Source organism: Pseudoroseicyclus tamaricis, from assembly GCF_012070395.1.
Classification (GTDB): Bacteria; Pseudomonadota; Alphaproteobacteria; order Rhodobacterales; family Rhodobacteraceae; genus Pseudoroseicyclus_A; species Pseudoroseicyclus_A tamaricis.
This window is the reverse complement of sequence record NZ_JAAFYS010000003.1, coordinates 444,932-460,374: the sequence shown is the minus strand read 5'-3', so window position 1 is coordinate 460,374 and position 15,443 is coordinate 444,932. Positions and strand designations below refer to the sequence as shown.

General features: G+C 70.9%; 19 protein-coding genes. 10 read left to right on the top strand and 9 right to left on the bottom strand.

Annotation, left to right across the window (positions count from 1 at the left end):
• Positions 1-78 precede the first annotated feature (78 nt).
• Positions 79-375 carry a hypothetical protein gene (locus tag GY170_RS14025; RefSeq protein ID WP_163894690.1) on the top strand — a complete coding sequence of 99 codons (297 nt, stop codon included), beginning with the start codon at positions 79-81 and terminating at the stop codon, positions 373-375.
• An 88-nt stretch (positions 376-463) separates the two neighbouring features.
• Here the strand turns inward: GY170_RS14025 and GY170_RS14020 are convergent, their stop codons facing one another.
• Complete coding sequence (locus GY170_RS14020; protein WP_163894688.1) at positions 464-1,366, bottom strand: cation diffusion facilitator family transporter; 903 nt, start codon at positions 1,364-1,366, stop codon at positions 464-466.
• Positions 1,363-1,815: a hypothetical protein gene (locus tag GY170_RS14015; RefSeq protein WP_163894686.1), complete on the bottom strand. Its 453-nt coding sequence runs from the start codon at positions 1,813-1,815 to the stop codon at positions 1,363-1,365. Before GY170_RS14015 ends, GY170_RS14020 begins: the two co-directional genes overlap by 4 nt.
• Positions 1,816-1,975: 160 nt before the next feature.
• Between GY170_RS14015 and GY170_RS14010 the strand changes: the two genes are divergently transcribed.
• From GY170_RS14010 to GY170_RS13995, 4 genes are all read left to right on the top strand, one after another.
• The gene (locus tag GY170_RS14010) at positions 1,976-3,127 is read left to right on the top strand and encodes a WD40/YVTN/BNR-like repeat-containing protein (RefSeq protein ID WP_163894684.1); all 1,152 of its coding nucleotides are present in this window, start codon (positions 1,976-1,978) and stop codon (positions 3,125-3,127) included.
• Between the two features lie 80 nt (positions 3,128-3,207).
• Entirely contained in the window at positions 3,208-3,873 is a 666-nt protein-coding gene (gene pgsA / locus GY170_RS14005) for a CDP-diacylglycerol--glycerol-3-phosphate 3-phosphatidyltransferase (RefSeq protein WP_163894682.1), read from the top strand.
• The gene (gene moaD / locus GY170_RS14000; protein ID WP_163894680.1) at positions 3,870-4,115 is read left to right on the top strand and encodes a molybdopterin converting factor subunit 1; all 246 of its coding nucleotides are present in this window, start codon (positions 3,870-3,872) and stop codon (positions 4,113-4,115) included. Before pgsA ends, moaD begins: the two co-directional genes overlap by 4 nt.
• On the top strand, positions 4,115-4,558 hold the full coding sequence (locus tag GY170_RS13995; RefSeq protein WP_163894678.1) for a molybdenum cofactor biosynthesis protein MoaE: 444 nt from the start codon (positions 4,115-4,117) through the stop codon (positions 4,556-4,558). Before moaD ends, GY170_RS13995 begins: the two co-directional genes overlap by 1 nt.
• Before the next feature lie 226 nt (positions 4,559-4,784).
• On the opposite strand, the gene GY170_RS13990 is transcribed toward GY170_RS13995, so the two are convergent.
• From GY170_RS13990 to GY170_RS13980, 3 genes are all read right to left on the bottom strand, one after another.
• Positions 4,785-4,952 (bottom strand): YdcH family protein, encoded by a 168-nt coding sequence (locus GY170_RS13990; protein WP_163894676.1) that lies wholly within the window; start codon positions 4,950-4,952, stop codon positions 4,785-4,787.
• A 122-nt stretch (positions 4,953-5,074) separates the two neighbouring features.
• Complete coding sequence (locus GY170_RS13985) at positions 5,075-5,842, bottom strand: tRNA1(Val) (adenine(37)-N6)-methyltransferase (protein WP_163894674.1); 768 nt, start codon at positions 5,840-5,842, stop codon at positions 5,075-5,077.
• Positions 5,826-6,035: a putative signal transducing protein gene (locus GY170_RS13980; protein ID WP_163894672.1), complete on the bottom strand. Its 210-nt coding sequence runs from the start codon at positions 6,033-6,035 to the stop codon at positions 5,826-5,828. The genes GY170_RS13985 and GY170_RS13980 overlap by 17 nt, the downstream gene beginning before the upstream one ends.
• A 75-nt stretch (positions 6,036-6,110) precedes the next feature.
• Here GY170_RS13980 and GY170_RS13975 point away from each other — a divergent pair, with 75 nt between their 5' ends.
• The 3 genes from GY170_RS13975 to GY170_RS13965 all read left to right on the top strand — a co-directional run bounded on the left by GY170_RS13975 (position 6,111) and on the right by GY170_RS13965 (position 8,377).
• Entirely contained in the window at positions 6,111-7,109 is a 999-nt protein-coding gene (locus GY170_RS13975) for a polyprenyl synthetase family protein (protein ID WP_163894670.1), read from the top strand.
• A gap of 32 nt (positions 7,110-7,141) precedes the next feature.
• Positions 7,142-7,591: a DUF805 domain-containing protein gene (locus GY170_RS13970; RefSeq protein WP_163894668.1), complete on the top strand. Its 450-nt coding sequence runs from the start codon at positions 7,142-7,144 to the stop codon at positions 7,589-7,591.
• Positions 7,592-7,681: 90 nt separating this feature from the next.
• Complete coding sequence (locus GY170_RS13965; RefSeq protein WP_163894666.1) at positions 7,682-8,377, top strand: midas domain-containing protein; 696 nt, start codon at positions 7,682-7,684, stop codon at positions 8,375-8,377.
• A gap of 109 nt (positions 8,378-8,486) precedes the next feature.
• On the opposite strand, the gene GY170_RS13960 is transcribed toward GY170_RS13965, so the two are convergent.
• From GY170_RS13960 to GY170_RS13945, 4 genes are all read right to left on the bottom strand, one after another.
• On the bottom strand, positions 8,487-9,857 hold the full coding sequence (locus GY170_RS13960) for a glutamate--cysteine ligase (protein ID WP_163894664.1): 1,371 nt from the start codon (positions 9,855-9,857) through the stop codon (positions 8,487-8,489).
• Positions 9,858-10,295: 438 nt separating this feature from the next.
• On the bottom strand, positions 10,296-10,820 hold the full coding sequence (locus GY170_RS13955; protein WP_163894663.1) for a hypothetical protein: 525 nt from the start codon (positions 10,818-10,820) through the stop codon (positions 10,296-10,298).
• On the bottom strand, positions 10,813-11,664 hold the full coding sequence (locus GY170_RS13950) for a GNAT family N-acetyltransferase (RefSeq protein WP_163894661.1): 852 nt from the start codon (positions 11,662-11,664) through the stop codon (positions 10,813-10,815). The genes GY170_RS13955 and GY170_RS13950 overlap by 8 nt, the downstream gene beginning before the upstream one ends.
• Positions 11,661-12,383, bottom strand: coding sequence for a 16S rRNA (uracil(1498)-N(3))-methyltransferase (locus GY170_RS13945; protein WP_163894659.1), 723 nt, complete (start codon positions 12,381-12,383; stop codon positions 11,661-11,663). The genes GY170_RS13950 and GY170_RS13945 overlap by 4 nt, the downstream gene beginning before the upstream one ends.
• A gap of 29 nt (positions 12,384-12,412) precedes the next feature.
• Between GY170_RS13945 and ubiA the strand changes: the two genes are divergently transcribed.
• Positions 12,413-13,366, top strand: a complete 954-nt coding sequence (ubiA, locus tag GY170_RS13940; protein WP_163894658.1) for a 4-hydroxybenzoate octaprenyltransferase — start codon at positions 12,413-12,415, stop codon at positions 13,364-13,366.
• Positions 13,367-13,422: 56 nt separating this feature from the next.
• Entirely contained in the window at positions 13,423-15,426 is a 2,004-nt protein-coding gene (locus GY170_RS13935; protein ID WP_163894656.1) for an OmpA family protein, read from the top strand.
• Positions 15,427-15,443 lie beyond the last annotated feature (17 nt).

Sequence of the window (15,443 nt, the reverse complement as noted above, 5' to 3'; positions counted from 1 at the left end):
CAAGCGAGAGGGAGAGGGGCAGCGCGGGTTGTCGAACTGAGCCACGATTATGCCTATCCGCCGGAGGCGGTCTAGGCCGTGGCGACGGATTACGGGGCGCTGTCGCGGGTGATGGAGGGGAGGATGCGCTTCTCCGGCCTACCTAAGGGGCGGACGGAGACGGGGCAGGTCGTCGAGGTGGGCGTGAGCCTCTTCGGTCGGCTGCCCGAGCAGCCCTACCGGATGGAGGTGCTGGAGTGCGACGAGGACGCCATGGTCCTGCGCCCGCCGAGCGTGGGGCGGGGGTCAAGCGGTGGGATCACACGCTTCGGCTCACACCGCTGCCCGGCGGGGGCGCGCGGCTCTCTGACCGGATCGAGATCGAGGCGGGAGTGATGACGCCGCTCTTCGCCGCCTGGGCGCGGTATCTCTACCGCGCCCGCCACCAGCCGCGGCTGGTGCTGCTCGCCGAGAGGGCGGCGGCTCAGGGGGAGAAGGAGAGGCCGGCGAGGCGCCAGGATTTCTCCGGGTCGCCCGCCCAGTAGCTCTCCTTCGGCGCAAGATCGGGCGGGGAGGGGATGCCATGCACCTCCGCCCAGATGTAGCGGCCCGTCTCCCGCAGGCGCACGTCGGCGCCGGGGAAGCGCTCCGCCAGATGGTCGCGCAGCGCCTTGGCGTCGTCGGAGATGGCCGGCCCGCCGAGCTTGCGGGGGGCGCCGTCGATCAGCTCCGCCATGGCGACGCGGGTGGCGCGGTAGCCGTCATGCAGGATGTCGAACGCGATCAGAAGGGCCGCGGCGCTGTCCGCCCACCAGAAGCCGAACCCGACGCCGAGGATGCCGACGATGCCGGCCGCGCCCGTCATCCAGTCGGCCTTCTGCATCAGAGCATCGGTGTGAAGCACCTTGTCCGCCAGCGCGCGGGCGACCGGCTGCTTCTTGCGGCCGAGGATCACCGGCGGGACGATGGAATAGAGCAGCGCCGCGATCATCAGCCAGCCGATCCAGATGTTCTGGCCGAAGAGATGCACGGGGCCGAGCGTCGGATGCTCCGCCGCCAGGAGCTTGCTGCCCGAATCGTAGATCAGGTAGAGCCCCATGAAGCCGAGCACCGTCGCCGCGCCGAGGAAGGCGAGGCTGTTGACGCGCGTGTAGCCGAAGGGGAACTTCTGGCTCGGCGCCTTGTGCTCGAAATGCACGGCCAGAAGGAAGACGATCGCCGGCACGAGGCCGAGGAGATCCTCGATCCACGCGGTCTTCATCGCCTGGCTGGAGCCGAGGACCAGCGCCATCAGCGCGACGATGGAGATTTGCCAGCCCAGCGTCCACCATTCGAGGCGCACGGCATGGGCGAGATCGGGTTTCAGCTTTTCAGGGACGACGTTCATGACTGGCGCTCCTCTCGCATGGCTTCGGAGACCAGCATCAGCCAGCGGTTCTCGCCCAGCGGCACGGCGGCACGGAGGACCGGCAGGTCCTTCGGCGGCGAGTCGATGCCGGGGGCGATGGTGAAGGCGGCGCGCTCGGACCACGGCGTCTTATCCGCGAACTCGCCGATGACGAGATCAATCTCGCCCTCCTCCAGCAGGTACATCAGTGCCTCCGAGGTGTCGGTGCGCGCCTCGACAGTGACTCCGGCCTCGCTGGCGATGGCCTCGGCGAGGAGCCGTTCCTCCGCCTCGCTCTCGCCGCCGCCGACGAGGCCGACGCGGACGGCGCCGCGCTCCTGAACCTCTTCGGTCGTGTTGTCGGGGTCCTTCGGGAAGCTGTCGCAGCCGGCCAGAGCGGAGGTGGCCAGGACGGCGGCAAGCAGAAAGGGCCGGCCCGGAATGGTCATGGCGCGCTCCTGTCTGTGACTGCGGTCAGTTGTCTCTGCTGCTCAAATCCGGAACGGCGGAGAGGGTTCCGGGCGCGGCCCGGAGACGCCTCCGAGATTGCCCGGCGAGAAATAGTCTGATATCAACTTAAAAACTGGGGCGCGCATAGGGAGATTGCCGATGTCCAAGGACCTGACCATCCTCGTCGGCACCACCAAGGGCGCCTTCCTCCTCTCCGGCGGGACGGATCGCTCCGGCTGGGCGCTCAGCGGGCCACATTGCAACGGCTGGCCGATCAACCACCTCGCGGGCGATCCCCAGACGGGGACGATCTGGGCCGGCGGCGGCGGCGACTTCTTCGGCGCCGGCATCTGGCGGTCGGAGGATGGCGGGCAGAGCTGGGAGCTCACGCGCCTGACCTCCGGGCAGATGGACGAATGGGCCAAGAGCGAGCCGGGCATGGCCGAGATGTTCGGCGTCACCGGCGAGCCGCTCCCCTTCGGCGACGCCTTCAAGCAGATCTGGTCGCTCCACCACGCCCATGGGGTGCTCTATGCCGGCACCAAGCCGGCGAGCCTGCTGAAGAGCCTCGATGGCGGGCGGTCATGGGAGAAGGTCTCCGGCCTGACGGACCATCCTTCCGCCGACTCGTGGCACGGCGGCGCGGCGGGGCTCGTCCTCCATTCGATCGTCAGTGACGCGCACGCGGCCGCCAAGATGTGGGTCGGCATCTCCGCCGCCGGCGTCTTCGCCACCGAGGATGGCGGCGAGACGTGGGAGCGCCGGAACCGGCTGTCGAACGCTAGGGCGCGCGAGGGGCACAACCATCCCGCCGGGCCGGAGGGCGGCGATGTCGGCCACTGCGTCCACAACATCCGCCTCGCGCCCGGCAGCGAGGACCTGATGTACCAGCAGAACCACCATGGCGTCTGGCGCTCCGCCGATGGCGGGCGCAGCTGGGACGACATCACCGAGGGGCTGCCCTCGCCCTTCGGCTTCCCCGTGCAGGTTCACCCGAGGGACCCGCAGAAGCTCTGGGTCATACCACTGGAGGAGGACAACCGCGTGCCGCTGGACGGCGCGGCGGCCGTCTGGTCCTCCTCCGATGGGGGGCAAAGCTGGGCGGCGCAGCGCGAGGGGCTGCCGCAATCGGGCTGCTTCTTCACCGTGCTGCGGCAGGCGATGACTGGGGATACGGCGGAGCCGGCGGGTGTGTACTTCGGCACCAATTCCGGCTCGGTCTTCGCCAGCCTCGACGAGGGCGAGACGTGGCAGGAGATCGCCCGCCACCTGCCGACGGTGCTGACGGTGGAGGTGCTGGAGCGGCCCTGAGGCGCCCCCATCAGGGGTACCAAGCGGATTCGAGCGCCGGGAACTGGCCAGCGCCCATTGCCCGCGCTAGGTATGCGGTCATGATCTGGAGCCTGCCCAACATTCTGACCCTCCTGCGCCTGTTCGCGGCGCCGGCTGTGGCCATCCTCTTCCTTTACTTCGCCCGGCCGATTGCCGACTGGGTGGCGCTGGCGCTCTTCGTGCTGGCGGCGGTGACGGATTTCTTCGATGGCTACCTCGCCCGCGCCTGGGGACAGGAGAGTCGCTTCGGCGCCATGGTCGACCCGATCGCCGACAAGGCGATGGTCATCATTGCGCTGCTCATCATCACGGGGCTGTCCGGCCTCAACCCGTGGATTCTCCTGCCTGCGACGCTGATCCTCTTCCGCGAGGTCTTCGTGGCGGGTCTGCGGGAGTTCCTCGGCGCCACGGCCGGGCTGCTCAAGGTCACCAAGCTGGCCAAGTGGAAGACGACGGCGCAGATGGTCGCCATCGCGGTGCTCTTCGCCGCCGGCGCCTTCGAGCATTACTACGGCGTCGCCACCCGCGGGCTGGAGCCGGGAGCGGCCGATGCCATTCTCGCTGGAGACATGGCCGACGAGCTGGGCCTGCGCTGGCGGCATTACGGCATGTGGCTCACCTGGTGGGTGGGCACAGGCCTCCTCTGGGTCGCCGCGCTGCTGACGGTGATGAGCGGATGGGACTACTTCCGCAAATCGCTGCCCTACCTGAAGGGGCCGAAATGAACGTGCGCTACTTCGCATGGCTGCGCGAGCGCATTGGCGCCGCGAGCGAGGAGATCGAGACCGGCGCGCCCACGGTCGGCGCGCTGGTGGACGAGCTGCGCGCCCGGGGTGAGGGGCATGCCAGCGCCTTCGCCGACACGCGGGCGCTGCGTGTCGCCGTCGATCAGCAACTGGCCTCCTTCGACGCGCCGCTCGCCGGGGTCCGCGAGGTTGCGTTCTTCCCGCCCATGACAGGCGGCTGATGACCACCCGTATCCAGTCGGAAGCCTTCGACGTTGGCGTAGAGGTGGAAGCTTTCACCGCCGCGCAGGCAGGGGCGGGCGCCGTGGTGAGCTTCACCGGGATCGTCCGTGACGTGGCGGGCGGCCTGCGCTGGATGGAGCTGGAGCATTACCCCGGCATGACGGAGGCGGCGGCGGAGGCGATGCGCCAGGAGGCGCTCACCCGCTTCTCGCTGACGGGGGCGCTGGTGATCCACCGATACGGTCGGCTGCCGCCGGGGGCGCCTATCATGATGGTCGCCACGGCCGCGCCGCACCGGGGCGATGCCTTCGCGGCGGCGGAATTCCTGATGGACTGGCTGAAATCCCGCGCGCCCTTCTGGAAGAAGGAAGTGACGGAGACGGGCGAAAGCTGGGTCGACGCCACGGACGCCGACGAGGAGGCGCTCGGCCGCTGGAGCTGAGAGGCTCGGTGCGCATCGGAGCAAAGCCTGCGATCAGCAGTCGACTCGCGCCGGACGCGAGCGCATTCGCTTAAATTGGAGATCCCACCACTCAGCCGGCGAACGGAAATTTCGCGATTTCCGTCACGATTTCCGCGCGGAAATCGTCGCCGCGCAATGCAGAGGGCTCGTCCAGCCTGTGACGCCCGGCAAGCGCAATCTGTCGCCGCGCCCGCCGGGCGGGGCGCTAGTGGGCCGAGAGGCGGGTGATCTCCTCCTTCAGGGCCAGCTTCATCTTCTTCATGCGGGCGATCTCAAGATCGTCGGTCGCGGGGCGGCGCTGAGCCTCCTCCACGCGGTCGGAGAGGTGCTCGTGCTTCTTGCGCAGTTCACTGAGGTGGGACGTGACGCTCATTCCTGATCTCCCTGGAGATGATGGTTCACAAGGCAAGTGCAGCACGCAATCGCGCCCGTGTCACGCGATCCCGGGCAACCCTCCCTCAATGAGCATCGTGTCGCCGACCCGTTGACGCAAGGTTAAGCCATGCCATGCAGGGGCGCTGCGTCTCGCAGCACCGCTGCAACCTCATTCGTAAAACTGTCACGGTCCTGCTCATGTTTTGGGCCGGCGTGGAGAATCACGGGCGCCAGCAGCTTGAGTCCGCCTCGTCCGCCCTTGCGCAGCCGCACGATCACCCGCTCCGCCGCGCGGCCCTCTCGTGAGGTGAGAGGTTGCACCACCGGGCTCCCCAGCCGCCCCGACGCCGCCACCAGCAGCTCCGCCAGCCGCTCGGCCCGCAGGATCATCGTCAGGTGCCCGCCGGGAGCCAGGCGCCGGGCGCCCTCCGTCACCCATTCGGCCAGCGGCGCCTCCTCGCGCCGGCCGGTGGCGCGGCCGGGGTCCTCCGGCGACTTGCCGCGGCCGGCGGCGAAGAAGGGTGGGTTGGCGATGACGTGTGAGAAATTCCGCGCCTTCAGCTCCGCCGGCATCGCGGCGAGATCGCCCTCGTGGATCTGAGCCTCCAGACCGTTCTGCGCCGCGTTGTCCCGTGCCAGTGCCGCGTAGGCGGCCTGCAGCTCCAGCCCGGCGAGGTGGAGGCCCGGCACCCGCACGCCGAGGCAGAAGAGCGCCGTGCCCACGCCGCAGCCGAGGTCGAGCACCGATTGCCCGGCTTCGGCCGGCACGGCGGCGGCGAGCAGCACAGGATCCGTCCCCGCGCGGTAGCCCTGCGCCGGCTGGCGCAGCATCAGGCGGCCGCCGAGGAAGGCGTCCCGCGTCGTCGGCGGCTCAGAGGACGATGCCATTGTCCGTCATCACTCGCTGGGCGCGCGTCAGATCCTCCTCACGCACCAGAAGACGGCGCGGCAGGATGCCGATCGACCCTTCGAGGACGCTCATATTTACGTCCATCGCGAAGCAGTCTATACCCTCGCCGCCGAGCAGCGCCGTGGCGAAGGCGATGATTGTAGGATCGTTGGTGCGCAGAAGTTCTTTCATCGTGGCGCAGGTAGGCCCGGGCGCCGGACTTGTCGAGGCGGCCCCTGCGCGGGCGGCAATCGAGGCCCCGTGCCGATGAGTCTCGACAGCACGCCGACGCGCCCGCATGAGCGCCTCGCAGCCGAGCTGGCCGAGGATCTCACCGGGGTCAACACGCTCATCCGCGCCCGCATGGCCAGCGAGCACGCGCCCCGCATCCCCGAGGTGACGGCGCACCTGGTCGAGGCCGGCGGCAAGCGCCTGCGCCCGATGCTCACGCTCGCCGCCGCGCGGCTGATGGGCTACGAGGGGGAGTATCACCTCAACCTCGCCGCGGCGGTGGAATTCATCCATACCGCGACGCTCCTCCATGACGACGTGGTGGACGAGAGCAAGCAGCGGCGCGGCCGGCCGACGGCCAACTTGCTCTGGGACAACACCTCTTCGGTGCTGGTGGGCGATTACCTCTTCGCGCGCAGCTTCCAGCTGATGGTCGAGACCGGCTCGATGCGGGTGCTCGACATCCTCGCCAATGCCGCTGCCACCATCGCCGAGGGCGAGGTGCTGCAGCTCACCGCCTCGCGCAACCTCTCCGTCACGGCGCAGACCTACGAGACCATCGCCCGCGGCAAGACGGCGGCGCTGTTCTCCGCCGCCACCCGCGCCGGCGGGGTCATCGCCGGCGCGACGGCCGAGGAGGAAGAGGCGCTCTTCGTCTATGGCGACGCGCTTGGCCTCGCCTTCCAGATCGCCGACGACCTGCTCGATTACGAGGGCGACGAGGGCATCGGCAAGAACCGGGGCGACGACTTCCGCGAAGGCAAGATGACGCTGCCGGTGATCCGCGCCGTTGCCGCCTCCGACGCCGCCGAGCGCGACTTTTGGCGCCGCACCATCGGCCGGGGCCGTGTGGAGGAGGGAGATCTGGAGGAGGCGCTGCGCCTCTTCGCCGCCCACGGCACGCTTCAGGCGGCGCGCGAGGATGCGCTGCGCTGGTCGGCGACGGCGAAAGAGGCGCTGGCGGTGCTGCCCGACGGCCCACTCCGCCAGATGCTCGCCGACCTCGCCGATTACGTGGTCGCCCGCCTCAATTGACGAGCGCCTCCGGGCCGGAAGAGGGATGCGCCATGAGCTTCGCCGAGGCGGTCAGGACCAACTTCTCCAAGTACGTCACCTTCTCCGGCCGGGCGCGGCGGTCGGAGTTCTGGTGGTGGGTGCTCTTCTGCTTCCTCGCCGGCATCGTGCTCGGCTGGGTCGACTTCGCGCTCTTCGGCGAGACGGCGACCTATGTGGGCGAGGGGGCGGGCGGCATCGTCCTCTGGTCGCGCTTCACGCCCTTCACCTCGATCTTCGGGCTGGCCACGCTCCTGCCCTCGCTCTCCGTCACGGTGCGGCGGCTGCATGACTTCGATAAGTCGGGCTGGTGGTGGTGGCTCTGGGTGATCCCGCTGGTCGGGGCGATCGTGCTGATCGTCTGGCTGTCGAGCAAGGGCACCGTCGGCCCCAATCGCTACGGGCGCGACCCGCTCGGCGGGGCCGGGCCCGGCGGGACCTCCGTTCCGCATGTCTCACGCTGACGTGCGCCCGGCGGGCCGGAACATCCGGCTCGGGGCGCGGGTTTTATCCTCAGATGACGGGCAGGAGGCCCGCCGAGGAGGACCAAGACCATGACCATTCGCAAACTTGCCAGCACGACGGCGGCACTCGCCGCCCTGATCGCGGCCCCCACCTTCGCGCAGGAGATGGGCGATTACGACACCAACGCCGACATGATGATCGACGAGACGGAGTTCGGCACCTCCTTCTCCGCCGGCGGCGCCTACGGCACGTGGGACAGCGATGCCAGTGGCACGATCTCCGAGGAGGAGTTCACCGCCGGGATCGACAGCGCCTACGATGCCGACATGAGCGGTGACATGAGCGACGACGAGCAGATGGCGATGGACGAGGGCCCGTGGAGCGGCGCCGACTTCGCCACCTGGGACACCGATGCCAGCGGCGACCTCAGCGAGGAGGAGTTCTCCGCCGGGGTCTACAGCGCCTATGACGCCGACATGAGCGGCGACTGGGACGAGACGGAATACGGCATGTACTCGGGCGTCTTCGAGACCGGCATGGAGACCGGCGCCGACAACGAGATGGACATGGACGTCGCCGAGGAGATGGGCGCCGAGGTGGACGCCGATGCCGACATGGAGACCGGCGCCGACAACGAGATGGACATGGACGTCGCCGAGGAGATGGGCGCCGAGGTGGACGCCGATGCCGATATGGAGACCGGCGCCGATAACGAGATGGATATGGACGTTGCCGAGGACATGGGCGCCGAGGTGGACGGCGACATGGAGACGGAGAACGACTGAGGCAACTGATGCCTCTCGCCTGAAAATCGCGGAAGGGCCGGCCGTCGCGCCGGCCCTTCCTCTTTGCTGGCCTTCCGCCTGGCTCAGGCGGTGCCCCGGGCCCGCAGGGTCAGTAGCTGAACTCGCCGTAGATGCGGGTGAGGTCGCCCGACCACTCGCCTTCGTAGCGCTCGATCAGCTCGTCGGCTGGCGCCTTGCCGCTTTCCACGCTCTCGCGCAGGGCGGCGAGGAAGTGGGTCTCGTCGGGGATCAGCCCGCCGGCGCCGGGGCGGGCGCGGGCCTTGAGGCCGCTCTCGGCGATGGTCACCGCCTCTTCCGCCGCCACGCGCAGCGAGACACCGTTGGCCTTGCCCTGCAGCCCATGGACGGAGGCGGCGACGCGCAGGGCGTCGCGCGTCTCGGCATCCCAGTCCTTGACCATGTCCCACGCCGCATCGAGGGCCGACTGGTCGTAGAGCAGGCCCACCCAGAAGGCGGGCAGGGCGCAGAGCCGCCGCCACGGGCCGCCATCGGCGCCGCGCATCTCCATGAACTTCTTGATCCGCGCCTCGGGGAAGACGGTGGTGCAATGATCGGCCCAGTCGGAGAGCGTCGGCTTCTCGCCCGGCAGCGCCGGCAGCTCGCCCTTGAGGAAGTCGCGGAAGGACTGGCCGAGGGCGTTGATGTACTTGCCATCCCGGTAGACGAAGTACATCGGCACATCGAGCACCCAGTCGACGTAGCGCTCGAAGCCCATGCCGTCCTCGAAGACGAAGGGCAGCATCCCGGTGCGGGAGGCGTCGAGGTTCCGCCAGATATGGGCGCGCCAGCTCTTCTGGCCGTTCAGCCGGCCCTCCCAGAAGGGGGAGTTGGCGAAGAGCGCCGTGGCGACGGGCTGCAGGGCGAGGGCGACGCGGAACTTTTGGACCATGTCCGCCTCGGAGGCGAAGTCGAGGTTGACCTGCACGGTGCAGGTCCGCCGCATCATGGCGGTGCCGAGGGTGCCGACCTCGCGCATGTAGCCGTCCATCAGCTTGTAGCGGCCCTTTGGCATCAGCGGCATGTCCTCATGCCGCCAGATGGGCGCCGCGCCGAGGCCGATGAAGCCGACGCCGATATGGTCCGCCACCGCCTTCACCTCGGCGAGGTGGGCGTTCACCTCGTCGCAGGTCTGGTGGATCGTCTCGAGCGGGGCGCCGGAAAGCTCCAGCTGGCCGCCGGGCTCCAGCGAGATGTTGGCGCCGTTCTTCTCCAGCCCGATGAGGTGGCCGCCCTCGGTGAGGGGGGACCAGCCGAAGCGGGTCTTGAGGCCCTCGAGCATGGCATTGATGGAGCGGGGGCCGTCATAGGGCAGCGGGCGCTGGCTGTCGCGGCAATAGCCGAACTTCTCGTGCTCGGTGCCGATGCGCCAGTCCTCGCGGGGACGGCAGCCGGATTCGAGGTAGCCGGCGAGATCATCGAAGCTCTCGATCAGGCCGCCGCCGGACTGGGGGATGGACATGGGGCGCGCTCCGTCTCGCTTTGGCCGTCTCGCCTGGGCCGTCCGGTCTAGGTGGCCGGAGGGCGGAGGCTTGTCAATGGAGCGGCGGTGCGGGGTAGGGCGGGCGGGCTGATGCCCGGCCTACGGGTGGCTCGGTGAGACCGCCTGGATTGGCGACCCGCTGGAGCTGTTCCCCCGCCCGGTACGCGCCAAAGGCGAAGGGCGAGCGCCTGCCCGTCCCGGCGGGCTGGCGCTCTGGTGGGGCTTGGTGCTCCGCTCGGAGCGGGGAGGGGCTTGGCGGGCGTAAAGCGCGCAGCGGTGCGGTTGGAGCGCCACCCCACGGGCAGGCGCTCGCCCTGCGCCTGCAAGGGCAGGTGTGGGATGGCGGGCGGGGAAGGTGGGTTGAAAACCCACCCTACGCAGAGCGCAGGGGGCGCGCCAAAGAGCGCGCCCTCCCTCTCAGTGCAACCGGCGCGCCAGGGACACCTGCTCGGGCCAGAGGCGCACCGGCATACCGGCGCGGCGGGCGGCGCCGAGGCGGGCGGGGGAGAGGCCGGGGAGGGTGGCGCATGCGTCGAAGAGCCGCTCGATGCCGGCGGCATTCGCCGGCACCAGCAGCTCGTTGCCGGTCTTGTCCGTCAGCCGCCAGCGCTCCGGCGTCAGCCCTTCGGCCGGATGGTACTCCAGCACCGCCAGCTCGCCCATGGAGACGGAGCTGCCGCCGCGCGGGCCGAGCCAGCTCAGCCGGCCCTCGTCGAGCTCCACGACGCCGAGGCCGCCGCCGGCGCCGCGGAAGCGGCCGCGCTGCAGCCCGGCGAGCGCCAGCGCGAGGCCGACCAGCGCCAGGAAGAGGGCGACCCAGCGGGTCAGCCCGTAGCTCTGCCAGGCGCCCAGCAGCGCCAGCGCGCAGAGCGCCGCGCCGAGCAGCGCCTCGCGCCAGCGCAGGAGGGCGGCGCGCGCCTCGGGGCGGAGGAGCTCATCCATGGATCACCTGCGGGGCAGCGAAGCGGCAGAGCGTCCAGCGGCCGATGCGGCGGAAGCCGAGCGCCTTGTAGGCGGCGATGGCGGGCGGGCCGGCGGCGAAGAGCGTCGCCTCCCGCACGCCCCTCCCCTTTGCCTCGGCGAGGTGAAGCGCCACTGCGCGGCGGGCGTGGTGACGGCCGCGCAGCGCCGGTGGGGTGTAGACGCCGCCGACCTGCACGATGCCCGGCAGGCGGGCATTGAGCCCTGCCATGGCCAGCGGCGTCTCCCCGTCCATCAGGACGACGTGGCTCTCCGCCTCCGCCGCTGCCTGCACGGCGCGGCGCGCCTCGATGGCGGCGAGGTCGAGCGGCGTGCCCAGCGTCTCGGCGAAGTAGTCGCGCATCCAGCCGACGAGCACCGCCTCCGGCCCCTCCGCGAAGGGCACGATCCCGCCCGGCCCTTCGGGGATCTGCAGATCCTCCAGCGAGAGGAGGAAATGCGGCTGCACCTCGTCGAGCTCACCGGGCACGTCCTGCAGCCCCAGCGCCTTGCGCAGCGGCCGCACCTCCTCCTCCGGCCCGATCAGCGCGCCGACCTCCTCGCCGCGCAGCGCCTCGGCCGCGGCCTCCCAGGGGCCGGTGGGGCAGGCGGGGAGGAGGAAGCCCTCGCGCGTGGCGCCGAGCACATCCGTCAGCGTGCCGTCCTCGCGGCGCAGCCAGAAGCGCATGGCGTGGCGGTGCATTTGTGGGCCGCCCGTGGCGAGCCCGTAATGGGCGAGGTTGGCGCGCGGGAACATGGCGCGGGGCAGGCGCGCATCGAGGAAGGCCTCGACCTCGGGGATGTCGGCGGGCTGCGCCGGGGTCACGGGAAGCCCCGCGCGGCGAGCCAGAGGGTGAGGGCGGAGATGGCGGCCGTCTCGGCGCGCAGGATGCGCCGGCCGAGGGCGACGGGGCGGCAGAAGGGCAGGGCGCGCAGGCGCTCCCGCTCCGCCGGGGAGAAGCCGCCCTCCGGCCCGATGAGGATGGCGCCCGGCCCCTCCGCCGGCGCCTCGGGCACCGCCGGGTCCTCCGCCCGCATCTCGTCGCAGAACCACAGCTCGCGCGCCGGGTCCCAGCCATCGAGCAGGGCGGAGAGCTTCTCCAGCCCCGAGACCTCGGGCACCGAGGTGGCGCCGGATTGCTCCGCCGCCTCCCGCGCGATGGCGGCGAGGCGATCCTCCCGCACCCGCTCGGCATTGGTGTAATCGGTCGCCACGGGTTGAAGGCGGGTCGCCCCCAGCTCCGTCGCCTTCTCGACCAGCATGTCCGTCCGCGCCTTCTTCAAGGGCGCGAAGAGCAGCCAGAGGTCGGGCCGGGGCTGCGGCGGCGCCGCCTCGAAGAGCACGTTGAGCCGGCCCTTGCGCTTGCCCGTCTCCGCCACGACCGCCTCCCACTCGCCGCCGTCGCGGCCGTTGAAAAGGCCGAGCTGCGCTCCCTCGGTCAGGCGCATGACGGCGAAGAGGTAATGCGCCTGATCCGCCGCCAGATCGAGCGATTGCCCCGCGGCGAGGGGCTGGTCTACATAAAGCCGGACGCGCTGTGCCATGCGGCGTTGATGCGGCAAAAGGGGGCCATATGCCAGAGGCCGGAACGAGCGCCGGGCGGGTTTCCGATTCCGTCGGCAACTGGGTGGACCGGCGGGCGCCGGCGGCGCTGCAGCCCTACCTGCGCCTCTCGCGTGCCGATCGGCCGGCGGGGACGTGGCTTCTGCTGCTGCCCTGCTGGTGGGGCCTGGCGCTGGCGATGCTCTCCACCGGGCAGGCGCGGCCGGGGGATCTCTGGCTCTTTGTCGGCGCCGGGATCGGCGCCTTCCTGATGCGCGGCGCCGGCTGCACGTGGAACGACATCACAGACCGCCACATCGACGCCGGCGTGGCGCGCACCCGCTCCCGCCCCATCCCCTCGGGGCAGGTGAGCGTGCGGCAGGCGCTGGCGTGGATGGCGGCTCAGGCGCTGGTGGCGCTGGCCATCCTGCTGACCTTCCCGCCCGTCGCCATCCTCCTCGGCGTCGTCTCGCTGGCGCCCGTCGCCATCTACCCCTTCGCCAAGCGGTTCACGTGGTGGCCGCAGGTCTTCCTCGGCATCGCCTTCAACTGGGGCGCGCTCCTGCTCTACGCCGCCCATGCCGGCCGGCTGGAGCCGGCCGCCTTCGCCCTCTACGCAGCCGGCATCGCGTGGACGCTGTTCTACGACACCATCTACGCCCACCAGGACGTGGAGGACGACGCGCTGATCGGCGTGAAGTCCACCGCCCGGCTCTTCGGCTCGCGCAGCCGGCGCTGGCTGCGGGGCTTCCTCGTCGCCGCCGTGCTGCTGATGGGGCTCGCCGTGCTGCTCGCGGCGGGAGACCGCTCGGTTCTCTCACTCGTGATCGCGCTGGGAGGGCCATGGGCGCTGGGGTGGCATCTGGCTTGGCAGCTTGGGCGATTTGACGCCGATGACCCGGCGCAATGCCTCCGCCTCTTCCGCTCCAACCGGGATGCAGGCTTGCTGCCCCTGCCGTTTTTTGCCATCGCCTTTTTGCTCTGATTGATCGCGCGGGCGCCCGCGCCTATCACGGGGCGGGGGATAACGGCCGGGGAACAATGCGCCTTTCCAGACATCTCGTGCCCATCTGCGCCTTCCTGCTCGCGGCGCTGCTCTGCGGCCTCGCCGCCCGCCTTGCCGCCAAGGCGGTGGAGGAGAGTTCCGTGGCCGCCGTGGAAGAGGCGCTGGAAGGCGAGGGGCACGACTGGGCCTCCGTCATCGGCGACGGCCTGCAGGTGATCATCGAGGGCGAGGCGCCGAGCGAAGCGGTGCGCTTCCGCGCCAAGAGCGTCGCCGGCGGCATCGTCGACGCCTCCCGCGTCATCGACAACATGCAGGTGGAGGCGGCCGACCAGATCACGCCGCCCGCCTTCGACGTCGAGATCCTGCAGGGCGACAGCGGTGTCTCCCTCATCGGGCTGATCCCGGCGGGAATGGACCGCGAGGCCTTCCTCTCCCAGATCCGCCGCGCCGCCGGTGCCGCCGAGGTGACGGACCTGCTGGACGTCGCCGACTATCCCATCCCTGACGGCTGGCGCGGCGCGCTGACCTACGCGGTGCGGGCGCTGGAGATGCTGGATCACTCCAAGATCTCCGTCGCGCCCGGCTTCGTCGAGGTCGCCGCCATCTCCGAAGGGGCGGAGGAGAAGGCCCAGCTGGAGCGGTCGCTCCGCCGCAACCTGCCCGCGGGCCTGCGCGTGGATGTGGAGATTTCCGCCCCCCGGCCGGTCATCACCCCCTTCGCCGTGCGCTTCGTGATCGATGCCGAGGGCACCCGCTTCGAGACCTGCGCCGCCGACACTGAGGAGGCGCGCACCCGCATCACCGCCGCCGCCCGCGCCGCGGGGCAGGAGGGCGAGGTGACCTGCGCGCTCGGCCTCGGCACCCCCAGCCGCGAGTGGGGCGCCGCCGTGGCGGACGGCATCGCCGCGCTGGCCGAGCTCGGCGGCGGGGCGATCACCTTCTCGGACGCCGATGTCAGCCTCGTGGCGCTGCCCGGGCTGGCGCAGAGCAGCTTCGACAACGTGGTGGGCGAGCTGGAGAACCGGCTGCCCGACATCTTCTCCCTCAGCGCCGAGCTGCCGGAGGTGGTGCAGGGCGACCAGGGGCCGGTGCAGTTCACCGCGACGCTGGCGGAGGGCGGGCAGGTGCAGCTGCGCGGCCGCGTCGAGAGCGACCTGATGAACGACATCGCCGGCGATTTCGCCCGCGCCCGCTTCGTCGGCGGCGAGGTGCGGATGGCGACGCGCGTAGGCGAGGGGCTGCCCTCCGGCTGGTCGAACCGCGTCCTCGCGGGGATCGAGGCGCTGGCGGGGCTGGGCGACGGCGTCGTGGTGGTGGAGCCGGGCAGCGTCTCGGTGCGTGGCCGGACCGGCAACCCCGACGGCGAGGCGGCCATCACCCGCCTGCTGATCGACAAGCTCGGCCCGGCGGCGGAGGTGGACGTCGCCGTCGAGTACGATGAGGCGCTGGACCCGATCGCCGCCCTGCCGAGCCCCGAGGAATGCGTGCAGCACATCACGCAGGTGACGAGCGCCACGAAGATCCTCTTCGAGCCCGGCTCGGCCAACCTGACGGCGGAGACGGGGCCGGTCGTCGACCAGATCGCCGAGATCCTGCGCGCCTGCCCGGACCTGCCGCTGGAGATCGCCGGCTACACCGACAGCCAGGGCCGGGAGGAGATGAACCAGCGGCTCTCCCAGCAGCGGGCCGACGCGGTTCTGGCGGCGCTGCGCACCCGGCGCGTGCCGGTCGGCGCCTTCGATGCCTCGGGCTACGGCGAGGCCGACCCGATCGCCGACAACGACACCGAGGCCGGGCGCGAGGCCAACCGGCGCATCGAGTTCCGCCTGATGGAGCCCGAGGGCCCGCCGGCGCCGCCCTCCTCCTCCGAGGCGGACCCGCAAGGGGGCGACGAGGCGGCGCCGGAGGGAGCTGCCGACGAGGGCGAGGCGGAGCCGGAGGGCGATGACTTCCCCGCCGCCATGGAGGCGCCGCCGGAGAAACGCCCGGAGCTGCGGCCGGAAGGGCTGGCGGACGAGGGCGATGACGGCGACAACTAGGGGCAGGCAGCAGGGGG